At 51.9% G+C, this 26,562-nt stretch carries 23 protein-coding genes and 1 tRNA gene; 11 read left to right on the top strand and 13 right to left on the bottom strand.

Going from position 1 to position 26,562, the window contains the following annotated elements; all coding sequences use genetic code 11:
• Nucleotides 1-3: 3 nt before the first annotated feature.
• The 4 genes from OCH02_RS22140 to OCH02_RS22120 all read right to left on the bottom strand — a co-directional run bounded on the left by OCH02_RS22140 (nucleotide 4) and on the right by OCH02_RS22120 (nucleotide 3,796).
• Complete coding sequence (locus tag OCH02_RS22140) at nucleotides 4-915, bottom strand: glycosyltransferase family 2 protein (RefSeq protein WP_261432981.1); 912 nt, start codon at nucleotides 913-915, stop codon at nucleotides 4-6.
• Entirely contained in the window at nucleotides 915-1,268 is a 354-nt protein-coding gene (locus OCH02_RS22135) for a GtrA family protein (RefSeq protein WP_261432980.1), read from the bottom strand. The genes OCH02_RS22140 and OCH02_RS22135 overlap by 1 nt, the downstream gene beginning before the upstream one ends.
• 938 nt (nucleotides 1,269-2,206) lie before the next feature.
• Nucleotides 2,207-2,437 carry a biofilm development regulator YmgB/AriR family protein gene (locus OCH02_RS22125; protein WP_261432979.1) on the bottom strand — a complete coding sequence of 77 codons (231 nt, stop codon included), beginning with the start codon at nucleotides 2,435-2,437 and terminating at the stop codon, nucleotides 2,207-2,209.
• 216 nt (nucleotides 2,438-2,653) lie between these two features.
• A complete protein-coding gene (locus OCH02_RS22120) occupies nucleotides 2,654-3,796 on the bottom strand; it encodes a MurR/RpiR family transcriptional regulator (RefSeq protein WP_261432978.1) in 1,143 nt (380 codons plus the stop codon).
• 403 nt (nucleotides 3,797-4,199) lie between these two features.
• Here OCH02_RS22120 and OCH02_RS22115 point away from each other — a divergent pair, with 403 nt between their 5' ends.
• The 5 genes from OCH02_RS22115 to eptB all read left to right on the top strand — a co-directional run bounded on the left by OCH02_RS22115 (nucleotide 4,200) and on the right by eptB (nucleotide 9,537).
• On the top strand, nucleotides 4,200-4,505 hold the full coding sequence (locus tag OCH02_RS22115) for a PTS sugar transporter subunit IIB (RefSeq protein WP_261432977.1): 306 nt from the start codon (nucleotides 4,200-4,202) through the stop codon (nucleotides 4,503-4,505).
• Nucleotides 4,506-4,616: 111 nt separating this feature from the next.
• Nucleotides 4,617-4,943, top strand: coding sequence for a PTS lactose/cellobiose transporter subunit IIA (locus OCH02_RS22110; RefSeq protein WP_261432976.1), 327 nt, complete (start codon nucleotides 4,617-4,619; stop codon nucleotides 4,941-4,943).
• Nucleotides 4,936-6,237: a 6-phospho-beta-glucosidase gene (locus tag OCH02_RS22105; RefSeq protein ID WP_261432975.1), complete on the top strand. Its 1,302-nt coding sequence runs from the start codon at nucleotides 4,936-4,938 to the stop codon at nucleotides 6,235-6,237. Before OCH02_RS22110 ends, OCH02_RS22105 begins: the two co-directional genes overlap by 8 nt.
• A 55-nt stretch (nucleotides 6,238-6,292) precedes the next feature.
• Nucleotides 6,293-7,654, top strand: a complete 1,362-nt coding sequence (gene celB, locus OCH02_RS22100; RefSeq protein ID WP_261432974.1) for a PTS cellobiose transporter subunit IIC — start codon at nucleotides 6,293-6,295, stop codon at nucleotides 7,652-7,654.
• 230 nt (nucleotides 7,655-7,884) lie between these two features.
• Nucleotides 7,885-9,537, top strand: a complete 1,653-nt coding sequence (eptB, locus tag OCH02_RS22095; protein ID WP_261432973.1) for a kdo(2)-lipid A phosphoethanolamine 7''-transferase — start codon at nucleotides 7,885-7,887, stop codon at nucleotides 9,535-9,537.
• Nucleotides 9,538-9,602: 65 nt separating this feature from the next.
• Here eptB and OCH02_RS22090 read toward each other — a convergent pair whose 3' ends face one another.
• From OCH02_RS22090 to OCH02_RS22070, 5 genes are all read right to left on the bottom strand, one after another.
• Complete coding sequence (locus tag OCH02_RS22090) at nucleotides 9,603-9,737, bottom strand: hypothetical protein (RefSeq protein WP_261432972.1); 135 nt, start codon at nucleotides 9,735-9,737, stop codon at nucleotides 9,603-9,605.
• Between the two features lie 101 nt (nucleotides 9,738-9,838).
• Nucleotides 9,839-11,341 (bottom strand): glycine betaine/L-proline transporter ProP, encoded by a 1,503-nt coding sequence (gene proP / locus OCH02_RS22085; protein WP_153857184.1) that lies wholly within the window; start codon nucleotides 11,339-11,341, stop codon nucleotides 9,839-9,841.
• A 409-nt stretch (nucleotides 11,342-11,750) separates the two neighbouring features.
• Nucleotides 11,751-13,115 carry a TolC family protein gene (locus tag OCH02_RS22080; RefSeq protein WP_261432971.1) on the bottom strand — a complete coding sequence of 455 codons (1,365 nt, stop codon included), beginning with the start codon at nucleotides 13,113-13,115 and terminating at the stop codon, nucleotides 11,751-11,753.
• A gap of 3 nt (nucleotides 13,116-13,118) precedes the next feature.
• The gene (locus tag OCH02_RS22075; protein ID WP_261432970.1) at nucleotides 13,119-15,059 is read right to left on the bottom strand and encodes a MacB family efflux pump subunit; all 1,941 of its coding nucleotides are present in this window, start codon (nucleotides 15,057-15,059) and stop codon (nucleotides 13,119-13,121) included.
• Nucleotides 15,056-16,237, bottom strand: a complete 1,182-nt coding sequence (locus OCH02_RS22070) for an efflux RND transporter periplasmic adaptor subunit (RefSeq protein WP_261432969.1) — start codon at nucleotides 16,235-16,237, stop codon at nucleotides 15,056-15,058. Before OCH02_RS22070 ends, OCH02_RS22075 begins: the two co-directional genes overlap by 4 nt.
• 250 nt (nucleotides 16,238-16,487) lie before the next feature.
• Between OCH02_RS22070 and OCH02_RS22065 the strand changes: the two genes are divergently transcribed.
• The 4 genes from OCH02_RS22065 (at nucleotide 16,488) to OCH02_RS22050 (ending at nucleotide 17,907) form a co-directional block, all read left to right on the top strand.
• A tRNA-OTHER gene (locus OCH02_RS22065) sits at nucleotides 16,488-16,582 on the top strand.
• A gap of 187 nt (nucleotides 16,583-16,769) precedes the next feature.
• A complete protein-coding gene (locus OCH02_RS22060; protein ID WP_012006289.1) occupies nucleotides 16,770-17,069 on the top strand; it encodes a hypothetical protein in 300 nt (99 codons plus the stop codon).
• 127 nt (nucleotides 17,070-17,196) lie between these two features.
• The gene (locus OCH02_RS22055; protein WP_017892390.1) at nucleotides 17,197-17,700 is read left to right on the top strand and encodes a YlaC family protein; all 504 of its coding nucleotides are present in this window, start codon (nucleotides 17,197-17,199) and stop codon (nucleotides 17,698-17,700) included.
• 69 nt (nucleotides 17,701-17,769) lie between these two features.
• Nucleotides 17,770-17,907 carry a hypothetical protein gene (locus OCH02_RS22050; RefSeq protein WP_261432968.1) on the top strand — a complete coding sequence of 46 codons (138 nt, stop codon included), beginning with the start codon at nucleotides 17,770-17,772 and terminating at the stop codon, nucleotides 17,905-17,907.
• Nucleotides 17,908-17,986: 79 nt separating this feature from the next.
• Here the strand turns inward: OCH02_RS22050 and OCH02_RS22045 are convergent, their stop codons facing one another.
• From OCH02_RS22045 to mdoC, 4 genes are all read right to left on the bottom strand, one after another.
• Nucleotides 17,987-18,115: a hypothetical protein gene (locus tag OCH02_RS22045; protein WP_017892392.1), complete on the bottom strand. Its 129-nt coding sequence runs from the start codon at nucleotides 18,113-18,115 to the stop codon at nucleotides 17,987-17,989.
• 274 nt (nucleotides 18,116-18,389) lie between these two features.
• A complete protein-coding gene (locus OCH02_RS22040) occupies nucleotides 18,390-20,111 on the bottom strand; it encodes a potassium/proton antiporter (protein WP_261432967.1) in 1,722 nt (573 codons plus the stop codon).
• Nucleotides 20,112-20,397: 286 nt separating this feature from the next.
• The gene (locus OCH02_RS22035; protein ID WP_017892394.1) at nucleotides 20,398-20,622 is read right to left on the bottom strand and encodes a hypothetical protein; all 225 of its coding nucleotides are present in this window, start codon (nucleotides 20,620-20,622) and stop codon (nucleotides 20,398-20,400) included.
• 319 nt (nucleotides 20,623-20,941) lie between these two features.
• On the bottom strand, nucleotides 20,942-22,072 hold the full coding sequence (gene mdoC / locus OCH02_RS22030; protein ID WP_261432966.1) for a glucans biosynthesis protein MdoC: 1,131 nt from the start codon (nucleotides 22,070-22,072) through the stop codon (nucleotides 20,942-20,944).
• A 258-nt stretch (nucleotides 22,073-22,330) separates the two neighbouring features.
• Between mdoC and mdoG the strand changes: the two genes are divergently transcribed.
• The gene (gene mdoG / locus OCH02_RS22025; protein ID WP_012006295.1) at nucleotides 22,331-23,899 is read left to right on the top strand and encodes a glucans biosynthesis protein MdoG; all 1,569 of its coding nucleotides are present in this window, start codon (nucleotides 22,331-22,333) and stop codon (nucleotides 23,897-23,899) included.
• Nucleotides 23,892-26,453: a glucans biosynthesis glucosyltransferase MdoH gene (gene mdoH / locus OCH02_RS22020; protein WP_261432965.1), complete on the top strand. Its 2,562-nt coding sequence runs from the start codon at nucleotides 23,892-23,894 to the stop codon at nucleotides 26,451-26,453. Before mdoG ends, mdoH begins: the two co-directional genes overlap by 8 nt.
• Nucleotides 26,454-26,562: the final 109 nt, after the last annotated feature.

Here is a 26,562-nt window from a genome sequence, read left to right as displayed (position 1 = left end):
GTCTCACTTTTTCACTATATAACGTGGTCTACATTTTGTTTCAATATAAATCCTGCCAATATACTCACCAAGGACACCAATGCCTATGAGCTGTACGCCTCCAAGAAAGAGGATGGAAACGATGATAGATGGGTAGCCTGCCACAGGGTTACCCCAAATAATTTTATCTAAAATCATCCATGTTCCATATAGGAAGGATAAGGTTGCAACGAAAAAACCAAGATATGCCCATATTCTAAGTGGGAATGTCGAAAAACTGGTGATTCCTTCAATGGCCAAGTTCCAAAGCTTCCAACCATTGAACTTACTTGTGCCGGCGATACGCTCAGCTCTGTTGTATTCTACAACATCAACTTTACCCCCGACCCAACTTAATATTCCCTTCATAAATAAATTCCGCTCTGGGAGTAGTTTGATATTATCTACCACCTCTCGAGACATAAGCCTAAAATCACCAACGTTTTCCTCTATTACAGGTTCACTTATTTTATTATGAACTTTATAAAACCACTCTGCACTTTTACGCTTCATTCTTCCATCACATTTTCTATCAATGCGCTTTGCTAAAACCACTTCTGCGCCATTTTCCCATCGCTGAATCAATCGTGGGATGACATCTATTGGATCTTGCAAGTCAACATCTATAGGAATAATCACATCACCAGTAGATGATTCTAATCCAGCGAAGAGGGCAGGTTCCTTACCAAAATTACGTGTAAAGTTTATAGATTTAACATTGCTATCTGCCAAGGATAATGAAGATATAATGCTTTCTGTTTTATCTGAACTACCATCATTAATGAAAATAATCTCAATGTCATAATCGGAAATTGGTTTATATTCGCGTACTGACTTATAGAAGACAGGTATTGTTTCTTCTTCATTAAACACAGGAACTACCAAGGAAACTTTCATTAATCATCCTTGAATACAAAAAATTTAGAGTAAATGAAACCACATATTAGGCTTACCGCAGAGAAAGTAATCAGTGTAATAATTGGCTTTACATCCATTTTGTCTGCTAGCCAACCTACCAAGAATGCCATGCCGCCCATAAACAGCACATACATCACGTACCGGATTGTTGTTGCCTCTGATTTGAACGTCCACCTAGCGTTTACAAAGAATGAAATGGTTACTGCGATGCAGAAAGCAACAACGTTAGAGATCGACTGTGAGGAGCCGCCAAGCAGCATGAGCGCAAAAACAGCCCAATGAGCACAGGTGTTCATCACACCTACTGATGCATAACGTAAAAAAGTATTCAATGCGCAAAATTCTTAAAATTAGATTTACTGTATTTTGCCACTGCGTCATGCTGAAGGCAAAATTTTCTAGGCCATGTACATGAGAACATTATGTATTGATGATTAATGTGGAGTTTTTCAGAAACGTGTGGCACACAATACATACGTGCTTACAGAGCAATGGGGAGGAACAATGGAAACTGACGAACAACGCGCAATGTTCATAGCCAACGAGATTGGTGCCGCGGTGATCGATCTTATCGCCAATGGTATGGACGTTAGTCGCCTCAATATTACCGACTAATTGCAGTTGAAGCGAAAGACTGTGGGCAATACGCTTTACAAAGGTGTGCTGAGGGATGCGGCTGCTTTGGTGAGAGAAAAGCAGTGAAGGGGCGCCCACCCGCCGCATCATGAACTTATGCTTTTTTATGTTCTAAATATTTCAGAAGATAACGGTTAACCATGAGCTAACCATATGAATTTAAAGTATACGATTATTAATCCATGTTCTGATTTTTTACGTAACATATTGTTTTTTAATATGTAAGCGATGAATTTAAAATCCCTCGGCTTATGGCTGTGCGGGTTCAAGTCCCGCCCCGGGTACCAGGAAAATAAATTCAAGAATAACAAGCAATAAGCAGTAATGTCGTGACCGCCGGAAGGCGGTTTTTTTGTGCCTGTTCCCCGCTGAGCCATACCTTCCTGATATCCCTTTATTTTATTCGTGCGCAAATAATTTACAGTCTCCCAAACGACAACAATCATTCTGGCCTGGCGCAATACCCGGCGATGGAGCCGGGGCTGCTGTTATCTATTTCTCCCTAAGGCCTGGCCGCATTAGTGAATGCCAAACGGCGGGGCTAGATCAGCGCTACAGTTCGCCACCCACATCAGGGCCACCACGGCGATGATAGAGATGATGGTGCATAGATCCGATTTTCGCATGCAGTTCCTTAGCGGCCAGTGACGCCAATGACTTCAATTGCCGCCCTGTGCAGCTTTTGGCAATGGTCATCGGGTTGTGTTTCGATCTCTTTGATCAGATAGGCGAGAATACTTTGTTTGCTGATGGCCTTGTTGGCGGAGAGCACCTGAATGACGCCCTTGCCGAGCAGGCTGTAAATTTGTTCACGGTACGTCTCGATATCTCTATCGTTGAGACCGTAAAGGGAATAATCGATCATGGAATTTTACCGCTGATGAAATTTAAAGTGCCAGCCGAAGCTGGCAGAGAAGCCATATAAAAATTAAAGTCGTACAAATTTCACTTAGGTCGCTACCTAAGTGGAATGTTAACGATAACGTAGTAAGATTATTCCCATCAATAGGCAGTAGCAATCTGGATGGCTAATTAGGAAAATCCTCAGGTGATAGCCATAGTTAAGGGGTGTTTTGCGGATTTAATCTTCCGCTTGCGCACCGAGGCTTTCTGGCAGCAACTGAGCCAGCAATAGATCCAGAGTCAGCATCAACCCGTAGCGTGCTGCACTCCCACCACTCAGGGGCAAGACCCTATCTGCCAGTGATGCCAGAGTGCTGCCTGCTGGGGTCAACGCGATGCGATAAGCGCCGGTGGCGCCGGCCAGCTTGGCGGCATTGAGCAAGTCGGTATTTTCCCCACTCAGCGAGAGCAGTATCACACACTGTTGCGTACTCAGGGTGGAGGCCGTCATGCGCATGAGTGCCGCATCCTGGCAGGCAAAAGCGGGATAGCCCAAACCCACCAGGCGTTGTTGCAGCTCGTTGACGTACAACGCCATGCTGTTTACGCCAAAAATATGCACGCTTTTGCACTGGCTTATCTGTTGGCTGGCGTCGATTAATGCCGAATGTTCTACCTGTTGCAGCTGTTGATGCAGCGTGGTTTCCACGTCATTGACGCGTTGCAGCCACAAACGAGGTGGCCCATTGGGCGTCGTTTGGGCAGTCAAATAGCGTGATCCACTGACGCTGGCCTGCGCCAGTTTCATGCGCAGATCGCGAATATCATCACAACCTATGGTTTTGGCGAAACGGGTGATGGTTGCCGGGCTGACCCCTGCCTGACTGGCCAGCAGCTCTATGGTCGCGGAAGAGGCGAAGGCGATATCGTCCAAAATGGCCTGTGCAACCTTGGCTTCCTGCTGGCTGAGTTGGTTTTGCCGCGCGCGGATTTGATAGACGATATCGCCGATATCTTCACAACCGATGGATTTGGCGAAGCGACTCAACGCCGTGGGGCTGACACCGGGCAGTTTGCCGATACCGGCGGCGGAAGCGAAGGCGATATCCATGCCGCCCAGTACCGGTTGCGCCACGGCTGCTGGCGGGGTTACCGGTACAGGCTGTGTGCGCATCAACGAGATAAAGTCGTTAAGATCCTGACAACCAAGAGACTGGGCAAAATGGGCAACGATCTCGGTACTGACGCCGGCCCGTTCTGCCAACTGTTCGATAGTCGCGGTTGAAGTGAATCCGGGATTGTCCAGGATGGTTCGGGCAATTTTTGCCTCCTGCCGGTTGAACGGATCCTGACGGAACTGAATGTGGTAAACGAGATCCATAACTGCAGTGTCCCTTCTGTTATGCCAACCGATGCCCGGTGCTTCAAACTAGCCTGTTTTTCGCACGCTATAAAGCCCTGACCGGCAGAATAAATCAATGAAAATAATTTTCAATGCACAGTGTTGTAAAACACGACACCCATCTCAGCGTTGATTCGTTGTATTTTTATCCTTTTGTTTTTAAACGATTTAAAAGAAGTATTTCAATTTGCGAACCAAAAATTCGATCGCCGGTCACAGTGTTGAAAAAAATTTTCATAATAATTTAATGTTAACTTATTGTTTTTAAATGATTAAGTGAAAAGCATAATCAAATCGTATAGTTCTAAGGTATTTACAAGCGTGTTACAGCGCTGTTTTATATTTGAACAGCCGTGGTGGCTAACAACCGGGACACTGAAAAATGCAAACAATCGTCTTATGCTGCGCGGCAGGAATGTCGACCAGCATGTTGGTACAAAAAATGAAAAACGAAGCGCAAAAACGGGCGCTGGATATCGAGATCGAAGCCGTTCCGGTGGCAGATTTTGAACGCATCCTGGGGCGGGCAGACATTGTCCTGTTGGGGCCGCAGGTGAAATATGAACATGCGCGGCTGGCCGAACTGGCGGCACCATTGGGAAAAGCCGTGGCGGTTATTGACATGATGGATTACGGCACCATGCGCGGCGATAAGGTGCTGGACAAGGCGCTTAGCCTGCTGGGCTGATAACATTCTGGGGACGCCGTTCCCTATATTCATTTATTTATTGATTTACCACGGGCTTTTTTATTAACCCGCGGTGGGATCGCCGTGTCTGGAATCAGGCCGGGGGAGGTAATGATGGATTTGGAAACTAGCGTAATGGAATTGCTGGTTCATGCCGGTAGTGCGCGTAGCTCGCTGCTTTCTGCATTGCAGTTGGCGCGTCGCGGTGAGTTTGAAGCCGCCAGCGCCAGGCTGGAAGAGGCGAAGGCCGGTATTGGCCGGGCACATAGTATGCAGACGGCGCTGATTGGTATGGATGAAGGCTGTGGAAGGGTACCGGTCAGTTTAATTTTGGTGCACGCGCAGGATCATTTGATGAATGCGATGCTGATCCAGGATCTGGCCACTGACATGATCGAACTTTATCGTCGTTTACCCCAGGGGGCAGGCAATGACTAAAATCACCGTAATAGGCGGGGGCAGCAGCTACACGCCGGAGTTGGTCGAAGGATTGATTGCGCATTATCAGGATGTGCCGTTAACCGAACTGGCACTGGTTGATGTGGAATCCGGCCGTGAGAAAGTGGGCATCATTGCGGAGTTGACCAAAAGAATGCTCAAGCGCAATGGGCTGGAGCAGGTAGTGGTTTCGGTGCATTTCACGCTGGAACCGGCCATTCGCGGTGCCAGCTTTGTGCTGACTCAACTGCGAGTGGGGCAACTGGCCGCCCGCGCCGCCGATGAGCGTCTGGGGCTGAAATACCAGCGACTGGGCCAGGAAACCACCGGTGTCGGCGGTTTTGCCAAGGCGTTGCGCACCATTCCGGTGATGCTGGAGGTGGCACGCGTGGTGGAGGCGGTGGCGCCGGATGCCTGGATTATCAACTTCACTAACCCGGCGGGGATCGTTACCGAAGCGGTTTCACGTTACAGCAAGGCGAAGATTATTGGGTTGTGCAACGTGCCGATCACCATGCATCACATGATCGCCGATATGCTGAAAGCGCCGCACGATCAGGTAGACCTGCGGTTTGCCGGGCTGAACCATATGGTGTGGGTGCATCAGGTGACACAAAGCGGTAAGGATGTGACCGCCAAAGTGCTGGAAATGTTAAGCAATGGCGAAACGCTGTCGATGAACAACATCAAAGACCTGCCGTGGCCACCGGCATTTCTGCAGGCACTGGGGGCAATCCCTTGTCCGTATCATCGCTATTTTTATCAGACCGCCGGCATGCTGGAAGAAGAGCTGGAAGCGGCTGCTGCACAGGGCACCCGTGCCGAGCAGGTGATGAAGGTGGAAGCGGAGTTATTTGCCTTATATGCCGATCCGACGCTGGATAAAAAACCGGAGCAACTGAGTTTCCGCGGGGGTGCCTTCTATTCTGAGGTGGCGGTCGAATTGATCCGCGCAATTCACAATAACAGCGGCAAGGTGTTAGTGGTGAATACTCGCAATAACGGTGCGATTCAGGGCTTGCCCGATGATGCGGTCATTGAAACCAACTGTGTGATCGATGCACTGGGCGCGCATCCGCTGAGCTTCGGCCCGTTGCCACTGGCCATGAACGGACTGACTCAACAGGTTAAAGATTTTGAACGCCTGACCATAGAGGCGGCGGTGCATGGCGATCGTCAGAGTGCGCTGTTAGCGCTGGTGGTGAACCCGTTGATTGGCGGTGTCGGCATTGCGCAACCCTTGCTGGACGAAGTGTTGAGGCTGAACCAGGCCTATCTACCGCAGTTTAATTAAGTCGATATTCCATAATAACAATCACGACAGCCGGCTTTGCCGGGCAGGGGGGATGATGGCGGGTTTAAATAGCATTCTGGAACGTTACGTGTTGCCGACGGCGTTAAAAATTGCCGGGCAAAAACATATTCTGTCGGTGCGGGACGGCATAATTCTCAACATGCCGTTTATGTTAATCGGGTCATTTTTCCTGATTTTCGCTTACTTACCGATCCCCAGCTACGCCAATCTGATGGGCGAGGTATTTGGCGCAGCGTGGCGAGATAAACTACTGTACCCGGTCAAGGCGACCTACGACATCATGGCGATAATCTCCAGCTTTGGCATTGCCTACCGGCTGGCGGAAAAATACCGTGGGATGGATCCGCTCAGTACCGGTGCGGTTTCGCTGGTGGCGTTTATCATGACCATTCCTCAGCATACGCTGTTTGCACCGGTGAAAGGGGCCGCAGAGCAAATTGTTAAAGGCGTGCTGCCGATGAATTTTATCGGTAGCCAGGGGCTGTTTGTGGCGATTGTAGTGGCGCTGTTATCGACGGAAATTTACCGTTTTGTGCATAACCGTAATCTGGTGATCAACATGCCGGAAGGGGTGCCGCCGGCGGTAGCCAAATCCTTCCTGGCCCTGATCCCGGGGTTCTGCGCGCTGGCAGTGATTTTGCTGCTGCGTTTGATTGTTGAGGCTACGCCGTTTGGCGATATCAACACCATGATCGCTACGCTTATCGGCATTCCGATGCATCACGTGGGTGGGACACTTCCCGGGATGATTTTCTCGGTCATTCTGATAGGTCTGCTGTGGACGCTGGGGCTGCATGGCGACGCCATCGTACTGGTGTTTATTCAACCGGTGTGGCTGGCGAATATGTCTGAAAACCTGGTGGCGTTTCAGACCAATCAGCCGATCCCGCACATTATCACCCAGCAATTCTACGACCTCTGGATTGCCCCCGGCGGGACGGGAGCCCTGTTGGGGCTGGTGATCTTTATGCTGTTGCGCAGCCGTAGCGCCCAGATGAAACAGTTGGGGAAAATCGCTGCGCCGGGTTGTCTGTTCAACATCAGTGAACCCATGGTGTTCGGCATCCCCTTGGTGATGAACCCGTACTTCTTCCTGCCGTTTATCCTGACCCCGGTGGTGCTGGTGATTGTGACCTACAGCGCGATGGCCACCGGGCTGGTGACACCTCCGGTTGGCATTGCCTTGCCGTTCACCACGCCGATTTTCATTAGTGGTTATCTGGCAACCGGCGGCCATATTTCAGGAACGGTGATCCAGGTGGTCAATTTGCTGATTTCAATGGCAATTTACTATCCGTTCTTCCGCGCCTGGGATAAGCAAAAGTACCGCGAAGAAAATCAGGCGGCGGAGCCAGCGAAAACTGCCGTGGCCAATGAGCAACCGCAGACGCCATAAAATGGGCTCTTCCAGTAACGGTGGTCGGATACTGCCGTTACTGGAAATAAGCTAAAAATCGCCACACATGAATTGTTACATCATAACAGCATTAATTTCACCCGCCGCGGCAACGCCTGCCTAAATTACCTGTCAGATAACCATTCCAGCAGCAGGAGAGAGAAAACTCTCAATAATAACCTGTATCTGGCAAGGGTTATGAATTCACTTTGGCAAGAATGGTATCAATAATGCAGAAGTTCCGACGCTGGACCCAGTTACAGGTCTCTTTCTTTATCGCTTTTTATCTCGGTGTGTTGCTCAATATCCCCATATTTTACCGCCGCTATCAGCAACTTCATTATGACAACGCCTTGTCGATCGGCATTGAGGTGCTCGCAGCCTTCTGCCTGGTGTGTTTTATCACGCTGCTGATCTCGTTTTTGGGGCGCAGGTTGTTCCGTGTTTTGGCATCGTTATTGGTGTTGAGTTCGGTTGCCGCCAGCTACTACATGGTGTTATTCCACGTTGATATTGGCTACGGCATTCTGGCGGCGGTGATGACCACTGACGTTGATTTGTCCAGAGAGTCGGTAGGCTGGCATTTTGCCGTGTGGGTGCTGCTGGTGAGCCTGTTGCCGATGCTACTTATTTGGCTGGCCCCGATGCACGAAGCTACTTATAAGAAAGGCAACGGCTGGGCGTGGTGCAAGAAGGGCGGCATTATGCTGAGTGCCGCACTGCTGTGCTGGCTACCCCTGAAGCTAATGGGGCAGGTACAGGATCGTCACGATCGGGAAAGCAATCAGTTGATGGCCAGTTATGGTGGGGTGGTGGCCGGCAGTTATTCGCCATCCAACTGGCTCTCTGCCTTGGGGTTGTTTACCTACAGCTCTTACAGCCAGGCAGAAGACAGCCGTAATCTGTTTGATCCCGCGGCGCACTTTACCTATCAACCGCCAAAAGACGTGAACGATCTGTACGTGGTGTTTGTGATTGGTGAAAGCGCCAGACGCGATCACATGGGCATTTATGGCTACCAACGCGACAACACGCCTAATCTGGATAAGGAGAGCAATCTTGCGGTGCTGCAGGGCTATTCCTGCGATACCTCAACCAAACTCTCGTTACGTTGTATGTTCGTGCGTGAAGGTGGCGCGTCAGAAGCGCCGGAACGAACCCTGAAGGAAATGAACGTATTTTCCGTGCTGAAAAAGCAGGGTTTTTCCTCTGAACTGTTTTCAATGCAGAGCGAGGCCTGGTTTTATAACAAAACCCAGGCGGATGATTATGAGTTGAGAGAAAGTATTCAGGCGGAAAAACGTAATGCCGGTAAACCTGTGGATGATATTGCGCTGATTGACGAGTTAAAAGATTCGTTAGACCGCCACCCGCAGGGCAAGCATTTGGTGATCCTGCATACCAAGGGCTCGCACTATATGTACACTGAACGTTATCCTCGTGCTTTTGCCCGTTACCAGCCGGAATGTCAGGGTATTGATGATACTTGCTCTACGCAATCAATGATTAACTCTTACGACAATAGCCTGCTGTATACCGATTACGTCCTTGAGCAGGTTTTTAACCAGATGCGTAATCGTAATGCCATCGTGTTTTATTCCTCGGATCACGGCGAGTCGATCTCGGAAAATATGCATTTCCACGGTACCCCGCGTGACCATGCACCGCAGGCGCAGCGCACCATTCCTATTATGGTTTGGGCATCTGACAAGTTTCTTAGCCAGCCTGACCATCAGGCGGCATTCAATCAGTTAAAAGCGCTGCAGCAGGCGAAAACGCCGGTCTTCCACGAGAAACTGTTCGACAGTATTCTGGGCTGTATCGGCTATACCTCGCCGGACGGGGGGATCGTGAAACAGCATAACTGGTGCCAGGTTAACTAAATCAACAGCAGCATCATCAGCCGCCGCAAGGCGGTTTTTTTTGGCTAAACCAGACGGTAAACAGATTAGCGAAGGCTTTCTATCCAATGGAAGATACGTGCCAGACTGGGGGTGATATCACCCACGTTAAACATTGCGCCTATCCATACGGCAATCATTAACACCACTCCAATCACAACCGGCAAATCCATTTTACTCATTGGTGGGAACCTCGTTGAATAACGCACTGGTTCAGTGTAACAAACCGGCGTAAAAGTCCCAAAAAAAGCCACCCGAAGGTGGCTGGTTGGCAGAGCGATATTTAGTCCAGTTTTGGATGCTGGTCGACCAACGTCTGTTTTTTCTTTTCCAGCTCGGCGATCTGCTCGTTGATGTCTTCGACTTTCTGTTCGATGTTGTCGTAGTTCTCCTGCAGCAGCTCTTTGGCTTCCGAACGGTCCGAAGCGGCTGGGGTAGCACCGCGCAGCGGTTTATTGGCGGTTTCCTTCATGTACAGGCCGGTGGCGAGACCAATTACCGCGACTGTCATCAGGTAGTAAGCCGGCATATACAGGTTTCCGGACGACTCGACCAACCAGGCGGCCACCGTTGGGGTAGCACCGGCCACCAGTACCGAAATATTGAACGAAATAGCCAATGCGCTGTAACGAATGTGCGTTGGGAACATTGCCGGCAGAATCGAAGCCATCACGCCGGTAAAGCAGTTTAACAGCACCGCCAGGACTAACAGTCCGACGAAAATCAAACCGATCACATTACTGTTGATCAAAATAAAGCACGGGATCGCCAGCGCCAACAGGCCGATACTGCCGCCAATAATAAAGGGTTTACGGCCAATGCGGTCACTGGTCATGCCGATCACCGGCTGTACGAACAGCATGCCGATCATGACGGCGATAATAATCAGAACGCCGTGATCTTCCGAGTAGTGCAGGTTATGCGACAGGTAACTCGGCATATAGGTCAGCAACATGTAATAGGTCACGTTGGTCGAAATCACGATACCGACGCACACCAACAGGCTTCTCCAGTGCTTGGCAGCAATCTCTTTGAACGAAGTCCTTGGCGGGTTTTCGATAGCGTTACGGTCTTCCTTCTCCATTTTTTCCACGTGCTGCTGGAATGCCGGCGTTTCTTCCAGCGCGTGTCGCAGGTACAGACCAATCAGGCCCAGCGGCGCAGCGATGAAGAACGGAATACGCCATCCCCAGTCGAGGAAGTTGGCTTCCCCAACAATGCTGGAAATCAGCACTACAACGCCCGCACCCAGCACGAAGCCGGCAATCGAGCCGAAATCAAGCCAACTGCCCATAAAGCCACGCTTGCGGTCCGGGGAGTACTCGGCAACAAAGATTGCCGCGCCGGAGTATTCGCCACCGACCGAGAAGCCCTGCGCCAATTTTGCCAACAGCAGCAGCACCGGTGCCCAAATACCGATCGAAGCGTAAGAGGGGATCAGCCCGATACAGAAGGTGCTCACCGCCATGATAATGATGGTGATGGAGAGGACTTTTTGACGACCGAATTTATCGCCCATTGCACCAAAGAAGATGCCGCCTAACGGACGAACCAGGAAGGGAACGGAAAAGGTTGCCAGTGCGGCAATCATCTGTACGCCGGGCGTGGCGCCAGGGAAAAATACTTGTCCGAGGGCGTAGGCCACGAAGCCATAAACACCAAAGTCGAACCACTCCATCGCGTTGCCTAATGCCGCCGCGGTTATTGCCTTTTTCAACTTGCTGTCGTCGATAATGGTGATGTCATTAATATGCATCGGTTTATGACGTTTTTTTCTTAACTTCATATAATCATCCCTTAATCAATTTTAGTCGTACGTGAATTCGCGATCCTTCTGCCCAGTTATCAGTTTGGTTAATCAAAGCGCTATACGCAGAGATCGGCCATTGCCATTTTTTGTGTGACGCGAATCACGTAATGTTTCAATTTTCACCGGGAATATGTCATTTAGGTGACTAATTATTTTGCATCTATAGCTTAACGTTATATCTTGCGGCGATCAAATTTAGCAGTTTATCTAATGAATTTGCACCGATTTAGCGCATAAATAGATTAACTCTTGTGCATATTGATGGTTTTTTGTCTGGTGGGGGGATGGGTTAAGTATAGAAAGAACTGCGGTAAAAACCGTCAAAATTAATGCGTTCTGCAGCTGAAAAAAGCCTGACGAAGAAGTCAGGCCGGAGAGTGGTGAGTTATTGAGCTGAGCCGCCGAATTCCAGGTAGAGTTGTGCCAGGTTTTGATATTGACCAAAACGGTTTTCATCCAGCGCCAGTTCTGCCAGCCTACGGCGATTTTGCGCATCCAGCCAGAAGCTGATGGGGACGGCGCCTTGCCGGTAGCGGACCTCATTCAAGCGTTCAGATTTTTGCGCCAACGCCACCGAGGCCCGTAAGTGTTTTTCCTGCGCTATCAATTGACTACGCAACGACAAGGCATCGTCCACATCGGCCATGGCTTTATACAGCGCCTGTTTGAATTCCAGCACCTGCAGGTCGTAGTCACTGCGGGCAATTTTGATATCCACATCCATCTGCCGCCATTCAAGGAACGGCAGCGACAACCCAGCCCCCACCGAGGCCAACGGATTGCGCAAAAATTCCAGCAAGGCGGTACTGCTGGCACCCAATGAACCGGTCAGGCTGAAGGCCGGATAGTACTGGGTACGCTTCACATCGACGTTAGCCAATGCTTCACGCAGCCGCAACTCTTTGGCGCTGATATCCGGTCGATGGCGCAGCACGTTGACCGGGATACCGGCATTGATTTGCGGCAGCGGACCGGTGGGCAAACGGGCGGGTTCGACCAAAGCCTTACCTGGTGGTGAACCCAGTAACACGGTTTGTTCGTTCAAGGCTTGCTGACGCTCACGCAACAGCGCCAGATGGCTGCTCTCCTGATTGATCAGATTCTGCTCGGCGTCCACCACGTCCAATGAAGAGATGCTGCCGGCACGGTAGCGGGCATTGACCAACTGCAGGGTCTGCCGGGAATAGGCAATATTTTGCTGACTGACGCCGATCCGTTGATTGATAAAGCCTATACGCCAGTAATTTTTGCTGGCGCTGGCGAGCAAGGCCAAACGTGCACTTTGCAAATCCTGCTGGGTGGCCTGGCTGGCCCAGTCTGCTGCGTCGCGCTGTCGTGCCAGTTTGCCCCACAGATCGACTTCATAGCTGACACCGAGGTTGGCGCTGCTGTTTTTATTCCACGGGGACGAATTGGACAGGGCGGTGCTGGCGCCGCTATTGAGCGTCGCGTTTATGCTGGGATCGGTGCCGATATCGACCCGTTGGGCCGCCAACTGGGCACGATAGACGCGCAACGCGGCAGCGGCCAGATCGTTATTAGCCAGCATGACCTGTTGTAACCAGTGATCTAGCTGGGGATCGTGGAAGTCATGCCAGGCAAAAGGGACTGACGTAGCGGCATCGGCACCGGGTTGCCATTGGGACGGATAGTCCACCTTCGGAGGCTGATATTTGCTTTTCAACGCATTGCCGCAGCCGGTGCTGAGCAGGGCGGCGAGGCATAACGCCAGGGGGGATACAATTTTCATAAGTTACTCGCTGGCCAGTGAAACGACCGGATCCATCCGCGCCGCTTTGCGGGCCGGGAGATAACCGAAGATCATGCCGATCAGAGTGGAGCAGCAAAAGGCCACGGCGGCAGCTTGCCAGGAATAGATGGCAGTGAGCATGCCGCCCGCCAGCAGGGTGAACAGCGAGCCGGCGGTGAAAGACAGTAAAATGCCCAGTACGCCGCCGATCAGGCAGACCAGCACCGCCTCGATCATAAATTGCTGCATAATGTCGCTGCGACGTGCGCCGACGGCCATACGCACACCGATTTCATGCGTCCGTTCGGTCACCGAGACCAGCATGATGTTCATCACGCCGAGGCTGCCGATGATCAGGGAAATTGAGGCCACCATCAGGATCAGCAGGCTGAGTGTCATCGACGTTCTTTCGATCGACTTACGGAATTTATCGAGGTTGAACAACATAAAGTCTTTAGCGCCGTGACGCTGGGTCAGCAACTGGTTAATAGCGGCGACAGCGGCTTCGTTGGCCACGTCATCTTTCAACCTTACGCTGATGCTGCTCAACTTGGTTTGCCCCACCATGCGGTACATGACGGTGGTATAGGGCATCCACACTCTGATGCGGTTGGGGGCTGAGTCCTGGTTACTTTGAACCACGCCAATCACCCGGGCCGGTACTGCGCCAAGAAACACGATCTGGCCTAGCGGCTCTACGCCGAAATCACTGAACAACGACTGGCGTGCGTTCTCGTCAATGATCACTTCCTGTAGGGCGTTGCGGTCGTCCTGGAAATTGCGACCTTGCAGCAGAGTGAGGCCGTTAACGCGTAAATAATCGCGTCCAACACCCGTGATCGACGCGTTGGCTGATTTGCTGCGAAAATGGATACTGTCTGAGGCAGTGACCTCAGGGCTGACGCTATCGACAAAGCTTTGGCGGGCCAGCGCGTCGGCATCTGCCGGTACCAGAGTGCGGATGCTGTCGATGGCGTCATCAAAGAAATCACGGCCGGGATAGATGCTGACCACGTTGGTGCCCAGGCTTTTAATACTCTCCAGCGTGCGCTGCTTGGCACCTTCACCCAGCGCGACCACCGTCACCACCGCAGCAATGCCGAAAATGATGCCGGTCATGGTCAGTGCGGTACGCAAGCGATGGGCATTCATGGCCTTCAGTGCCATCTGTAACGATTCGCGGGTGCGATCGAGCAGACTCTGCCAGTAGCCTTGGGCAACCGTTGGGGTCTTTTTCATTACCGGCAGAGGAAGTGCCGATTTACGACCACTGTCGGCGACTATCTCACCGTCCTGCAGTTCGATGATGCGCTGTGCATGCTGCGCCACCTTCATATCGTGAGTGACGATCACTACCGTATGGCCGCGCTGATTAAGTTCACTGAGGATCTCCAGCACTTCCTGACCTGATCGAGTGTCCAGGGCACCGGTGGGTTCATCCGCCAGGATGATTTCAGCGCCGTTGATTAACGCACGAGCGATACTGACGCGCTGTTGCTGGCCGCCGGAGAGCTGACCGGGTTTATGGTGTTCACGACCTTCCAGCCCGAGTCGGGCCAACAGTTGCGCCGCACGCACTCGGCGTTGGTCTCGCTTGCTGTTGGCATAAATCGCAGGGATCTCGACGTTGCCCAGCGCGCTGATATCCGGCATCAGATGATAACGCTGGAAGATAAAACCAATGTGTTCGCGACGAAGCCTGGCCAGTTGGTCCGGCGATAGGTGAGCCGCGTTTTGGCCGCTGATGTAATAGTCACCCTGGTCCGGCACGTCCAGACAGCCAATGATGTTCATCAGCGTGGATTTGCCGGAGCCAGAAGCACCAATGATTGCGACCAATTCCCCGGCAGCGATGCTCAGGTTGATATTTTTCAGGACGGTCAGCGGCTGGCTGCCATTGGTGTAGGTGCGGCCGATACCTTTCAGCTCAATGATAGTGTTCACAGTGAGAGATCTTCCTCGCCTGACCGGGTATTTTCATGCACCAGCACCACGTTTTCACCTGCCTTCAAGCCGGACAGGATTTGAATATCGACGTTATTGGTAATGCCGGTTTTCACCTCGCGCATGTCCAACCGGTTGTCCCCGGTCAGCACTTGTACCTGTTGTTTATTATCTGCAGTTTTATGTACCGCCTGGATCGGCACCAACAGCGTGTTTTTCGCTTCACCGAGCAGCAATGAAACCTGGGCCGTCATGGCAATCCGCAGCCGGTTATCCGGGTTTGGGACGTCCAGCAATGCGTTGTAATATACCGAAGCATTGGAGCTACCGGAGCCGGAGGACGAACTGCTACCGGAGATAGAGTCGTCTTTCATCACCGATTCTGGTGCCAGCTCGACGGTGCGCAGTGTAGCGTCGTAACGCTTGTCCGGCTCGGAGAAAATGGTGAAGTAGGCTTTTTGCCCCTGCGAAACGCGGGTAATGTCGGCCTCGGAAATCTGTGCCTTGATGGTCATTACGTCCAACTGTGCCAGTTTGATTATGGTGGGTGCGCTCTGGTTGGCATTCACCGTTTGGCCTTGTTGAGTAATCACCGCAATGACGATGCCGTCCATCGGCGCCAGAATGCGCGTGTAACTCAGGTCGACCTTTTTCTTGTCCACCTCAATTTGGCTTTGCACGATGCGTGCATTCAATGCGATCAGTTCGGCGCGGGTAGCGGCTAGCGTGGCCTCTGCAGTCTCAAACTCTTCGCGGGAACTGGCTTCATCAATCAACATGCGTTTCTGGCGCTTAAAGCGGGACTCGGCCTGTTTCAACAGTGCCTGTTTGGCCTGCAAATCCGCTTTGGTAACGTTCAGAGCCGCTTCGGCGGTGCGCAGATCGTTGCGTTGTGGCAGATCGTCGATGTCGGCAATAGGTTGGCCTTTGGTGACTTTGTCGCCCAGTTTGACCTTCAGGGATTTGACCTGGCCGGAAACTTGCGCCCCAACGTTAACCCGTTCTATCGCATCAAGTTTGCCGGTGGCCAGTACGGCATTTTCAATGTCGCCCAGACGAGCCGGTGCGGTAACCACGGCGGCTTGCGGGCGGCTTTGTAAAGAGAGCACTATCAATGCAAGTATGACCAGCAGGGCTGCGGTCAGGAGAAACGCCAAGCGGCGCGGAGTGACTTTCATAGTGTTATCCATAACAGAAAACGACGATCCCAGAAGGCGCTATAGTGGCATCCAGCGCTTTAACTAACAATAAACACGTCCCAGACGGGCCATAAAATGGCCATTACTAATGTTCATCGGTGGAAAGTGATTTTCGCTGAGGGTTAAATAGGCAAAAATATAAGATTTCTCTGCAAATGCAGCGGTTCATGGTTCGATAACTTGAATCCATAGCATTAATATGGATAATGCCTCCTCGAAGCAAAGGAATGCGCTATTAACTCAGTTGGCAGAGTGGTTGGTTTTAAAATGCTTTATTGGCTACAAAATTGATAGACGCGGGTTCGAGTCCTGCATAGCGCGCCAGCTTCCTTTCGTGAACTGTTACCGTAAAGTGCACCCGGGTTGATTTGCACTATCGGCTCCTTATTGGGTTTTTCGGGTGTGCTTTGCCGTAACCGTTTCTCTTCCTTTCTTTATGTTTTCTTCCGTTCCAACGATCTTTGCTAAACTGTAATCAGGCAGGTATGCTGCCCGGCAACAGGAGATCGCTATGTCAGAGTCCGATCAACTACAGGAATTAATGCAACGCGTAGCGATACTTGAAGCCAGAGAAAAGTCGCTGACCGCCGCCTCCAACGCCTATCAGGCGATAATCACCACCATGCTCGGCAATCTGGATAAACAGGATCGCGACAAGATTATCGCGATGATCGACCAGGCGCATGAGCTGGCCTATGCTCGCGCCATCCAGCGCTGCAATGAGCCGCAAAAGCAAAAAATCAAACAGGCTGACGATATCGCTCAGCGGATGTTTATGTTTGCCCAAGGCAAAAACTCCCTGCAACGTTAGCCATTAGAGGTATAACAGTTACCCATTTAAAATTGCTTAACTGATCTACCTGCGCAAACTGTACTTATGTTAGTTTGAGGAATGATTATTGATAGCAATAATGTCCCACAGGCATAAGGTTGTAGCGATGGACGCGATTAAAAGCATCTTGGTAAAAGAAATCGAGCGGATCAACAGGCAGGAAGGGCGCGACGGTAAACTTCGTTTTAACAGTGAGTTTGCCCGCGATCACCGTTATCTGTGTCTTGCCATGTTTGCCGGTTATTTTGCCGTGATCGCCGTAATGTATCAGGTCCCCTATATGGGGTTCATCTCCTTCCTGGCGTTCACCGCCTTCGTGTTGTTCATGTTCGCCATGCTGCTGATTGAAATCAAACCGGTGTATCGCTTTGAGGACATCGGCGTGCTGGATCTGCGCGTATGCTATAACGGCGAGTGGTATTTCACTCGGGCACTGTCGCCGCAGTCGGTGAAGGCGTTATTGGATGAACCGTCGATCGGGACAGCGATGAAAACGCGTATGCAGGAAATCATCGCCAATAAAGGCGAAATCGATTTCTATGACGTTTACGATCTGGCGTATTCAAAGAAGCCACAGGATGAACAGCCACAGGTGGCGGTGCTCAACTGAAGGGTTTGCGGCTGAAGAGTTGTCGATTATACTCACGCATTGAAGCCAGTTAAGCGTGAGGAATTTACCATGAGTGATGACATTTTCGATTTCGATTTCGATATCGATGCCGAATTGGCGCAAGCAGAAGAGAAAGCGGCGCAGAAAGTAAAAGAACTGCCAGAAATCCTTGAGGATGAGGCAGATTGCGAAGGCTGTAAGATCTGATTGCCATCGCCAATAAAAAAACCGCTGCGGCGGTTTTTTTTATGTCCGAATTTGGGAAGATTGCGCTCGTCAGGCGGGGTTAATCCAGTACGAAACCCCAAATGAGCAACGCCGCCACGGTAATCAGGCAGAGTGCGGAGACGGTAATCAGTATCTTGCCCAGAATGTCTTTTTCTTGCTGCTGCTGTGCCACGTTAAAATTATCCAATTAAGAGCCTGTGGACCAAATCGGCGATACTCAGATCCAGCACAATGACCGTCAGTGCGATACCCAGCATGGCCGATAGAAATCGAGTTTTACTGTTCAAATCAATACCCATCACCGCTACGCAGCGTTCCCAGAGTAAAGGTTAAAACGTCGGGGCTAAACGCCCGGTTTTGATAATCACAGAATTTAAGAACCTTTCCGGGTCTATAAGTTCCGTCAGTTTTGAGGCGGTCGCTGCGGGGATTGCCACACGGCGACCGGTGTTGAGGGCGGATCAGTACGTCACAATTCTTACGCCGATTTTACTGATGGCATTGCCATCCATCTCGGCGATAGTCCAGGTCAAACCGTCCCATTCGACCTGGTCACCTACCACGGGTTCACCGCCAATCAGTTTTATGACGAATTGGCCCAGTGTTTGCTGTTCGTCCACGCCGTCTTGCAGGTTAAGCCCATACACCTGCGAAATATCGCTCAGGCGTGCGTCCGACTGCAGGATAAAGTCGCCGAAGAAACGCTCATCCATTGTAACCACCGGTGCCTGGCTAAACAGTTTACCCAGCACCGGCAGGTCATGCTCGTGGCCAATAACGCACAGAATGTCATCTTCGCGTAACCGCGTGCTTCCGCTAGGGTGCAACAACTCTTTGCCACGGAACAGTGCAGCAATACGTGTGCCGGGTGGCATTTTCAATTCACGCAGTGCTGCACCCACACACCAATTTTCCGACGAGAGCTGATAAACAAACTGTTCCCACTGGTTTTCCGGGTGTACGTCCAACCCGACGCGAGATATAGGCGCCAGGGCCGGCGGTACTATAACCTTGGCTTTCTTCGCGGCGAAGGACAGTGTAGTGCCCTGCAACAACAGCGAAACCAGCACCACAAAAAAGGCCACGTTGAAGAACAACTGCGCGTTTGGCAATCCGGCCATCATCGGGAATACGGCCAAAATAACCGGTACGGCTCCGCGCAGACCGACCCAGGAAATAAAGCTGCGTTCGCGCAGGGTAAAGCTGCGAAACGGCAGTAAGCCGATAAATACCGAAAGCGGCCGGGCGAACAGGATCATCCATAACGACAGCAGCAGGGCAGGGATGGCAATAGGCAACAACTCGTGCGGGTTAAGCAGTAGGCCCAGCACCAGGAACATGCCGATCTGGCTCAGCCAGGCCAGACCGTCAAAGGTTTGGACAATGCCGTGCCGGTTACGGATCGGCCGATTGCCCAGCGTCAGCCCGCACAGGTACACCGCCAGTATGCCGCTGCCATCCAGCGCAGTGGTCAGCGCAAAAATCAAAATGCCGCCGCTGACGGCCAACAGTGGGTAAAGACCTTCGGCCAGTTTGATGTGGTTGATCAAGGTCAGCAACAGCCAGCCGCCGCCGAGTCCAAATACAATGCCCATACCAAACTGCTGTAACAGATGGACGGGGAACATCCAGCTCAGCGTGGTTTCACCGGCGGAAATCATCGCAATCAGGGTGATCGTAAGAAACACCGCCATTGGATCGTTGCTGCCGGATTCAATCTCCAGCGTGGCACTGACGCGTTCGTTAAGCCCTTTGCCACCGAGGAGTGAAAATACCGCCGCGGCATCGGTGGAGCCGATAATGGCGCCAATCAGCATGCCCTGTAGCAGATCAAGGTTGAATAACCAGGCGGCAGCCAGCCCAGTCAGCCCGGCGGTGATCACCACGCCGACGGTGGCGAGGGAAAGTGCTGGCCAAAGTGCCACGCGAAATGAACTGACGCGGGTGCGCATGCCGCCATCGAGCAGGATCACGGCCAGTGCCAGGTTACTGACCAGATAGGCCACCGGGTAATTACTGAAAACGATACCGCCCGGTCCATCAACCCCCGCCAGCATGCCGATAGCGAGGAAGATCACCAGAATGGGAATACCCAGGCGGGAAGAAAATGAACTGAGAAGAATACTTGCTCCCACCAACACGGCACCGATGATGAACAAACTGTTAATGGTGCTGGCATCCAAAATAACGTTCTCCTGCAGGCTGGGGGAAAGGCGTTGCGCGCGAGCGCAGATACCCCATGATGATAGCCTGTTTTTTAGGTAAAACGCCAAGGGTGATTCGAAAACAGTTTGGTATTTATTGTCATTTAAGATAGGAAGTGTGAGTAAGTGGGGAGAAAACGACGAACTTCTCGCTTTTATCTATAGTTATCAGCTTGCTGTGGTTTTATGCGAGCAATAAAACGGTGGGATGGAAAAACCATTAAACCCCCGTGAGGAGGCTTAATGGTTTGCAGGCGTGGTGTCATTAATGATCGAGTGATTGCAAAGCCCGCTTGATCAGCTCGGCAGCCAGTTTTCGTTCTGACTCTGAAATACCGTCAAGGTTAAGGCTGGAAAGCTCGGTGACCAGAATGCTGCGGTCCTTGCCGCTGATTGATGCATCCAGTGCGGAAAGCAACCGACCAAGAATTTTCAGCAGGGTGGCATTTTCTGGTACGGCTTCCGGAGCCGAAGTGTCTTTATCAGTCATTAAAAATCCTCTCTGTCGTGACGGAAGGGAGATACTGCAAACGTTGCCGCAATGATAACGACAACGCCGTCCCTCAGGGTTCATTGAGCCCAATCGCTACCGTAAGGCAGGGATGTGGATTTCCACTTATGCATTGCAGTTATAACAACTAGCGGCAATATGCTCCAGCATAACTTTGCCTTAACTTTCACCACCGGGGTGAGCAATGCGTGCTCAGCGGCTGAAATAGACGGCGGCGCTGGTGTGCAAAATAATGATATTGGTTATGTTGTGCATCTGCATGACAGCAAAGGGCCCAGCAGCATGCCGGGCCAATCGGTTATTGCGGTTTTCCAGAGAACAGGAAGCGGAGTAGTGGGACGCGTTTGTGCAGCTCATATAAGGCGAAGGCACAGGAGAAGACAAACACCAATCCCAGCAGGAAGCCCAGCAGGTTATTGTTGATGTATGGCGTCACAAACGCACCATATATCAAGGTCAGTGGATGGTGCACCAGATATATAAACAGCGAGGCGTTGACCAGATAAGTGATTCGTGGCGAGTGATAATTCAGCAGGGTATGTCCGAATGAGAAAACCACGTTGGCCATCAGGATCCCCAGCAGGGTTTTGATCAGCACTTCCAGTTCAAACATATAGCTGCTGTGGGTCAGATACTTCTGATTCAGCATGTAGGCAATAAACAGCAGTAGTGAACCGAGCAGCGACCAGACAGAGGGTTTGAGGAAAATCTCTTTCAACCACACGTACTTGAAGGCGTAAGCGCCAAGGATGAAGAACGGTAGGTAGAACATTGTCTCCATGACCACGAAATTGAACAGGCCATTGGAGAGTAAATAGGGAGCGAAAATTAAAATAATACGGTGCCCGGCCGAATAGCATAAAGCATAAATAAGAAAGAGCAGTGAGATATTTCCTAATCCGGTCATTTTATTTATTGGATAGGGTGGGGTGTTACTTTTAATTGCCTTGATTTTTTTGAACAGATAAAAACAAAGGGTAGTCAGTAATGACAGCGTTAATAAAAACCACAGGTGAGAAACCAGCTCCCAAACTGTTACATTTATTTTCTGATAGAGCGAAAAATTTTCCCAGCCGTTTAATTTATCGGTGAAGTATTTCAGCATGAAAAACTGCGGCACCGTTATTAATGGGATCGAACTCAACAGCGGGATCGCCACCCGCTCCAGCCTTACCTTCAACCACTTATGGCGTTCATAACGTTCATAGAGCAGGTATGAGAAGTAGCCGGAAATCACAAAGAACACCTGCATGCGGAAGGCATGGATGAAGTCGTTCAGCACTGTCAGCGAAAAGGAAGGGGTAGCGCTGTTCACCGCCCAGGCATGGCTGGAATAGATCAGGGACAGATGAAAAGGGATGCCGAGCAGCATCAAATAAGCCCGGATCGAATCGAGGAAAAACTCGCGTTGGTTGCTGCCTTTAGTCATAGTTTACCGCTGATGATTTTATCAAATGGTCATTAACACGCTTAATAAGTCGGCAATGGTTAAATCGAACCTCAAACCCTACTATAGCGTTTCACATTTTTCCATAGCGTCTTGTTGCGGGGCTTGCTACGCTGGTGTTTAGTCAGCTGCTTAAACAATGAGCCATAAACATGAACCATCCATTTATCATGTTGTCGGAAAGCTGAATAATCCATTAATATGGATTTAAATGATTTGAGCACACGAATAGGGGGGGATGTGCTAGTTAATATATTATCCAAGAAACCACGCGCCGCGAGCGTACGTTGGTTAGGTGCGACCGTATTGTTCACGCTGTTGACTTCACCGGCATGGGCTTTTTCTATTGATGATGTGGCCAAGCAGGCGCAGGATCTGGCAGGGAAAGGCTTCGAGGCTCCGAAAAGCAACCTTCCTTCTCAATTCCGTGAGATGAAATTCGCGGACTATCAGCAAATTCAGTTCAATCACGATAAAGCCTATTGGAGCAAGCTGAAAACCCCATTCAAGCTTGAGTTTTATCATCAGGGGATGTACTTCGACACACCGGTGAAAATCAACGAGGTCACCTCGACCACCGTGAAGCAGATCAAGTACAGCCCGGACTACTTCAACTTTGGTTCGGTGAAGCACGATCCGGATTCGGTAAAAAACCTCGGCTTCGCCGGTTTCAAGGTGATTTATCCGATCAACAGTGCTGATAAGAACGACGAAATTATGAGCCTGCTGGGCGCGAGCTATTTCCGCGTGGTAGGTAAAGGGCAGGTTTACGGGATTTCCGCCCGTGGTCTGGCCATTGATACCGCCTTGCCATCCGGTGAAGAGTTCCCGCGTTTCCGCGAATTCTGGGTTGAACGTCCGAAACAGGGCGACAAGCATCTGGTGATTTACGCGCTGCTGGATTCACCACGCGCAACCGGGGCTTACCGTTTTGTGGTCTATCCAGGCCGTGATACCACGGTGGACGTCGAGTCTAAAGTGTTCCTGCGCGACAAGGTCGGCAAACTGGGCATGGCACCGCTAACCAGCATGTACCTGTTCGGGCCAAACCAACCTTCACCAACCCTGAACTACCGCCCGGCGTTGCATGACTCCAACGGTCTGTCTATCCATGCCGGCAATGGCGAGTGGATCTGGCGTCCGCTGAATAATCCGAAGCATTTGTCCGTCAGCACCTATCAGGTCGAGAACCCTAAAGGTTTCGGTCTGCTGCAGCGCGGTCGCAACTTCAAGGATTACGAAGATCTTGACGATCGTTACGATCTGCGCCCAAGCGCCTGGATTGAGCCGCGTGGCGACTGGGGCAAGGGTAAAGTTGAGCTGGTAGAAATCCCAACGGCGGATGAAACCAATGACAATATTGTTGCTTTCTGGACCCCGGACGTATTGCCGGATGCCAAAACGCCGCTGGCGCTGAACTATCGCCTGCATTTCACCCGTGATGAAGACAAGTTGCATTCACAGGATATTGCCTACGTCAGCCAGACCATGCGTTCTACCGGTGACGTGAAGCAGTCGAACCTGATCCGCGAGCCAGACGGCAGCGTGGCATTCCTGGTCGACTTCGTGGGGCCGGTACTGAAAGGCCTGGATGGCGCTACGCCGGTCGCCGCTCAGGTGAGCATCGGTGATAACGGTGAAATGGTAGAAAACAATGTCCGCTATAATCCAGTGACCAAAGGCTGGCGCCTGACGCTGCGTCTGAAAGTGAAAGACGACAAGAAGCCGGTAGAAATGCGCGCAGCGTTGGTCAATGGTGATAAGACCCTGTCGGAAACCTGGAGCTATCAGCTACCTGCCAATGAATAAGCCTACTCAACGTGCCCAGGATTATCTTGCGGCAATGCCTCTGACCGCTGAGCGGTCGGAGGCGCTTAACCCCCAGCCGGGAGCGGATGACGCCCAGGCACTGGAGGCGCTGCATCGCAAGATGGGCGCCACCGATGCCAACGTCAATACGCTGTCGGCGGATGACGTGGCGCTGGCCTCGGTCAAGGCGCGTATCGAAAGCGCCTGGCCGGATGCGGTCAGCGACGACGATTTTGACAATGACGTGGAAGGCCGCAGTATTTTGAAGGCCACGCCATCGATTAAACGGACCAGCATGTTCCCTGAAGCCTGGCGCACCAATCCGGTGGCGCGCTTCTGGGATTCCCTGCTGGGGCGATCGCCGCACAATCGTTATGCTTCCAAAGAGGAAGCCGCTGCGGAAAACCGTTGGCGTGTGGTCGGTTCAATGCGTCGTTACGTGCTGTTGGTGCTGATGCTGGTGCAGACCGGTATCGCTACCTGGTACATGAAAACCATTTTGCCGTATCAGGGCTGGGCGCTGATCGACCCGATGGCGATGCTGGACCAGGATCTGATGCAGTCGGTGTTGCAATTGCTGCCTTATGTACTGCAAACCGGCATTCTGATCCTGTTCGCCATTCTGTTCTGTTGGGTATCGGCCGGTTTTTGGACTGCGCTGATGGGCTTCCTGCAACTGCTGATCGGCAAAGACAAATACAGTATCTCCTCCACCATCAAGGGCGATGAGCCGATCGACCCGGCGCACCGCACCGCGTTGATCATGCCGATCTGTAACGAGGACGTCGAACGTGTGTTCGCCGGCCTGCGCGCGACCTATGAGTCCGTTGCGGCCACCGGCCAGCTCGAACATTTCGATATCTACGTGCTGAGTGACAGCTACGATCCGGATATCTGCATGGCGGAACAGAAAGCCTGGATGGAACTGTGCCGTGACGTAGACGGCCATGGTCGTATTTTCTACCGCCGCCGCCGCCGCCGTGTGAAACGTAAAAGCGGCAACATCGACGACTTCTGCCGTCGCTGGGGTGGCGAGTACAGCTATATGGTGATCCTGGATGCCGATAGCGTGATGAGCGGCGAGTGTCTCACCGGTCTGGTACGCCTGATGGAAGCCAACCCGAACGCCGGTATCATTCAGTCTGCGCCGAAAGCTTCGGGTATGGATACGTTGTATGCCCGTGTGCAACAGTTTGCCACCCGGGTCTACGGGCCGCTGTTTACCGCTGGCCTGCACTTCTGGCAGTTGGGTGAGTCACATTACTGGGGTCACAACGCGATTATCCGCGTGAAGCCGTTTATCGAGCACTGTGCGCTGGCACCGCTGCCGGGTGAAGGCTCCTTTGCCGGTTCCATCTTGTCGCATGACTTTGTGGAAGCCGCACTGATGCGTCGTGCCGGTTGGGGCGTGTGGATTGCTTATGATCTGCCGGGTAGTTACGAAGAATTACCGCCTAACCTGCTGGATGAGCTGAAGCGTGACCGTCGTTGGTGTCACGGTAACCTGATGAACTTCCGTCTGTTCCTGGTGAAAGGCATGCACCCGGTGCACCGTGCGGTGTTCCTGACCGGTGTGATGTCCTATCTGTCAGCACCGCTGTGGTTTATGTTCCTGGCGTTGTCCACCGCGTTGCAGGTGGTACATACTCTGATGGAGCCGCAGTACTTCCTGCAGCCGCGTCAGCTGTTCCCGGTTTGGCCGCAGTGGCGTCCTGAACTGGCGATAGCGCTGTTCTCTACCACTTTGGTGCTGTTGTTCCTGCCCAAGCTGCTCAGTATCGTGCTGATCTGGGCGAAGGGAGCCAAAGAATACGGCGGTGGCGTGCGTCTGTTCCTGTCAATGCTGTTGGAAATGCTGTTCTCGGTGCTGTTGGCTCCGGTACGCATGTTGTTCCACACGGTGTTTGTGGTCAGCGCTTTCCTCGGTTGGGAAGTGGTGTGGAATTCTCCGCAGCGTGACGATGATGACACGCCGTGGAGCGAAGCCTTTAAGCGCCATGGTTCGCAGATGTTGCTCGGTCTGGTCTGGGCTGGTGGTATGGCCTGGCTGGATCTGCGCTTCCTGTGGTGGTTGTCGCCAATCGTCTTCTCGCTGATCCTGTCACCGATCGTTTCGTCTCTGTCGAGCCGCGCGACGCTGGGTATCAAGAGCAAGCGTGCCAAGCTATTCCTGATCCCGGAAGAGTATTCTCCTCCGCGTGTACTGCTGGCGACCGAAGAGTATCTGCAGCTCAACCGTGAACGTGCACTGGCCAATGGCTTTATGCACGCCGTGGTTAACCCATCGTTCAATGCTTTGGCGGCTGCGCTGGCGACCGCGCGTCACCATCTGCGCGGTGCTATCGAGCGCAATCGTGAGGAGCGGGTGAATGAGGCCTTGCAACTTGGGCCGGAGAAATTGGTGAAGGGCAAACGCCTGGAACTGTTGAGCGATCCCGTAGCCTTGTCGCGTCTGCATCAGCGTGTTTGGTTGTTGCCGGAAGGGGCCGCCTGGCGTGAGCATTACCAGCAATTGCCACATAATGAACGGGCTCATCCGCAAGGTCAGCGCTAAGCGTTGACCGGGTAGCCCAAACGGGGAATGCGCACAGCGTGTTCCCCGTTTTTTTTGGCTATTGGCTTAGGTAATGCTGACGATCTGCAAGGAAAAAACTATGTTAACA

The organism is Serratia quinivorans, from assembly GCF_946227985.1.
Lineage (GTDB): Bacteria > Pseudomonadota > Gammaproteobacteria > Enterobacterales > Enterobacteriaceae > Serratia > Serratia quinivorans_A.
The sequence above is the reverse complement of the archived record's forward strand: the minus strand, read 5'-3'. Positions and strand labels throughout refer to the sequence as shown.

Coding starts and splice junctions, on each gene's coding strand:
- OCH02_RS22070 (WP_261432969.1), bottom strand. CDS start 16,237: ATGAAAGTCACTCCGCGCCGCTTGGCGTTTCTCCTGACCGCAGCCCTG.
- OCH02_RS22140 (WP_261432981.1), bottom strand. CDS start 915: ATGAAAGTTTCCTTGGTAGTTCCTGTGTTTAATGAAGAAGAAACAATA.
- OCH02_RS22050 (WP_261432968.1), top strand. CDS start 17,770: ATGAGTGATGACATTTTCGATTTCGATTTCGATATCGATGCCGAATTG.
- OCH02_RS22115 (WP_261432977.1), top strand. CDS start 4,200: ATGCAAACAATCGTCTTATGCTGCGCGGCAGGAATGTCGACCAGCATG.
- OCH02_RS22080 (WP_261432971.1), bottom strand. CDS start 13,115: ATGAAAATTGTATCCCCCCTGGCGTTATGCCTCGCCGCCCTGCTCAGC.
- OCH02_RS22060 (WP_012006289.1), top strand. CDS start 16,770: ATGTCAGAGTCCGATCAACTACAGGAATTAATGCAACGCGTAGCGATA.
- eptB (WP_261432973.1), top strand. CDS start 7,885: ATGCAGAAGTTCCGACGCTGGACCCAGTTACAGGTCTCTTTCTTTATC.
- OCH02_RS22110 (WP_261432976.1), top strand. CDS start 4,617: ATGATGGATTTGGAAACTAGCGTAATGGAATTGCTGGTTCATGCCGGT.
- OCH02_RS22105 (WP_261432975.1), top strand. CDS start 4,936: ATGACTAAAATCACCGTAATAGGCGGGGGCAGCAGCTACACGCCGGAG.
- mdoC (WP_261432966.1), bottom strand. CDS start 22,072: ATGACTAAAGGCAGCAACCAACGCGAGTTTTTCCTCGATTCGATCCGG.
- OCH02_RS22120 (WP_261432978.1), bottom strand. CDS start 3,796: ATGGATCTCGTTTACCACATTCAGTTCCGTCAGGATCCGTTCAACCGG.
- proP (WP_153857184.1), bottom strand. CDS start 11,341: ATGAAGTTAAGAAAAAAACGTCATAAACCGATGCATATTAATGACATC.
- OCH02_RS22035 (WP_017892394.1), bottom strand. CDS start 20,622: ATGACTGATAAAGACACTTCGGCTCCGGAAGCCGTACCAGAAAATGCC.
- OCH02_RS22055 (WP_017892390.1), top strand. CDS start 17,197: ATGGACGCGATTAAAAGCATCTTGGTAAAAGAAATCGAGCGGATCAAC.
- mdoH (WP_261432965.1), top strand. CDS start 23,892: ATGAATAAGCCTACTCAACGTGCCCAGGATTATCTTGCGGCAATGCCT.
- OCH02_RS22125 (WP_261432979.1), bottom strand. CDS start 2,437: ATGATCGATTATTCCCTTTACGGTCTCAACGATAGAGATATCGAGACG.
- OCH02_RS22090 (WP_261432972.1), bottom strand. CDS start 9,737: ATGAGTAAAATGGATTTGCCGGTTGTGATTGGAGTGGTGTTAATGATT.
- celB (WP_261432974.1), top strand. CDS start 6,293: ATGGCGGGTTTAAATAGCATTCTGGAACGTTACGTGTTGCCGACGGCG.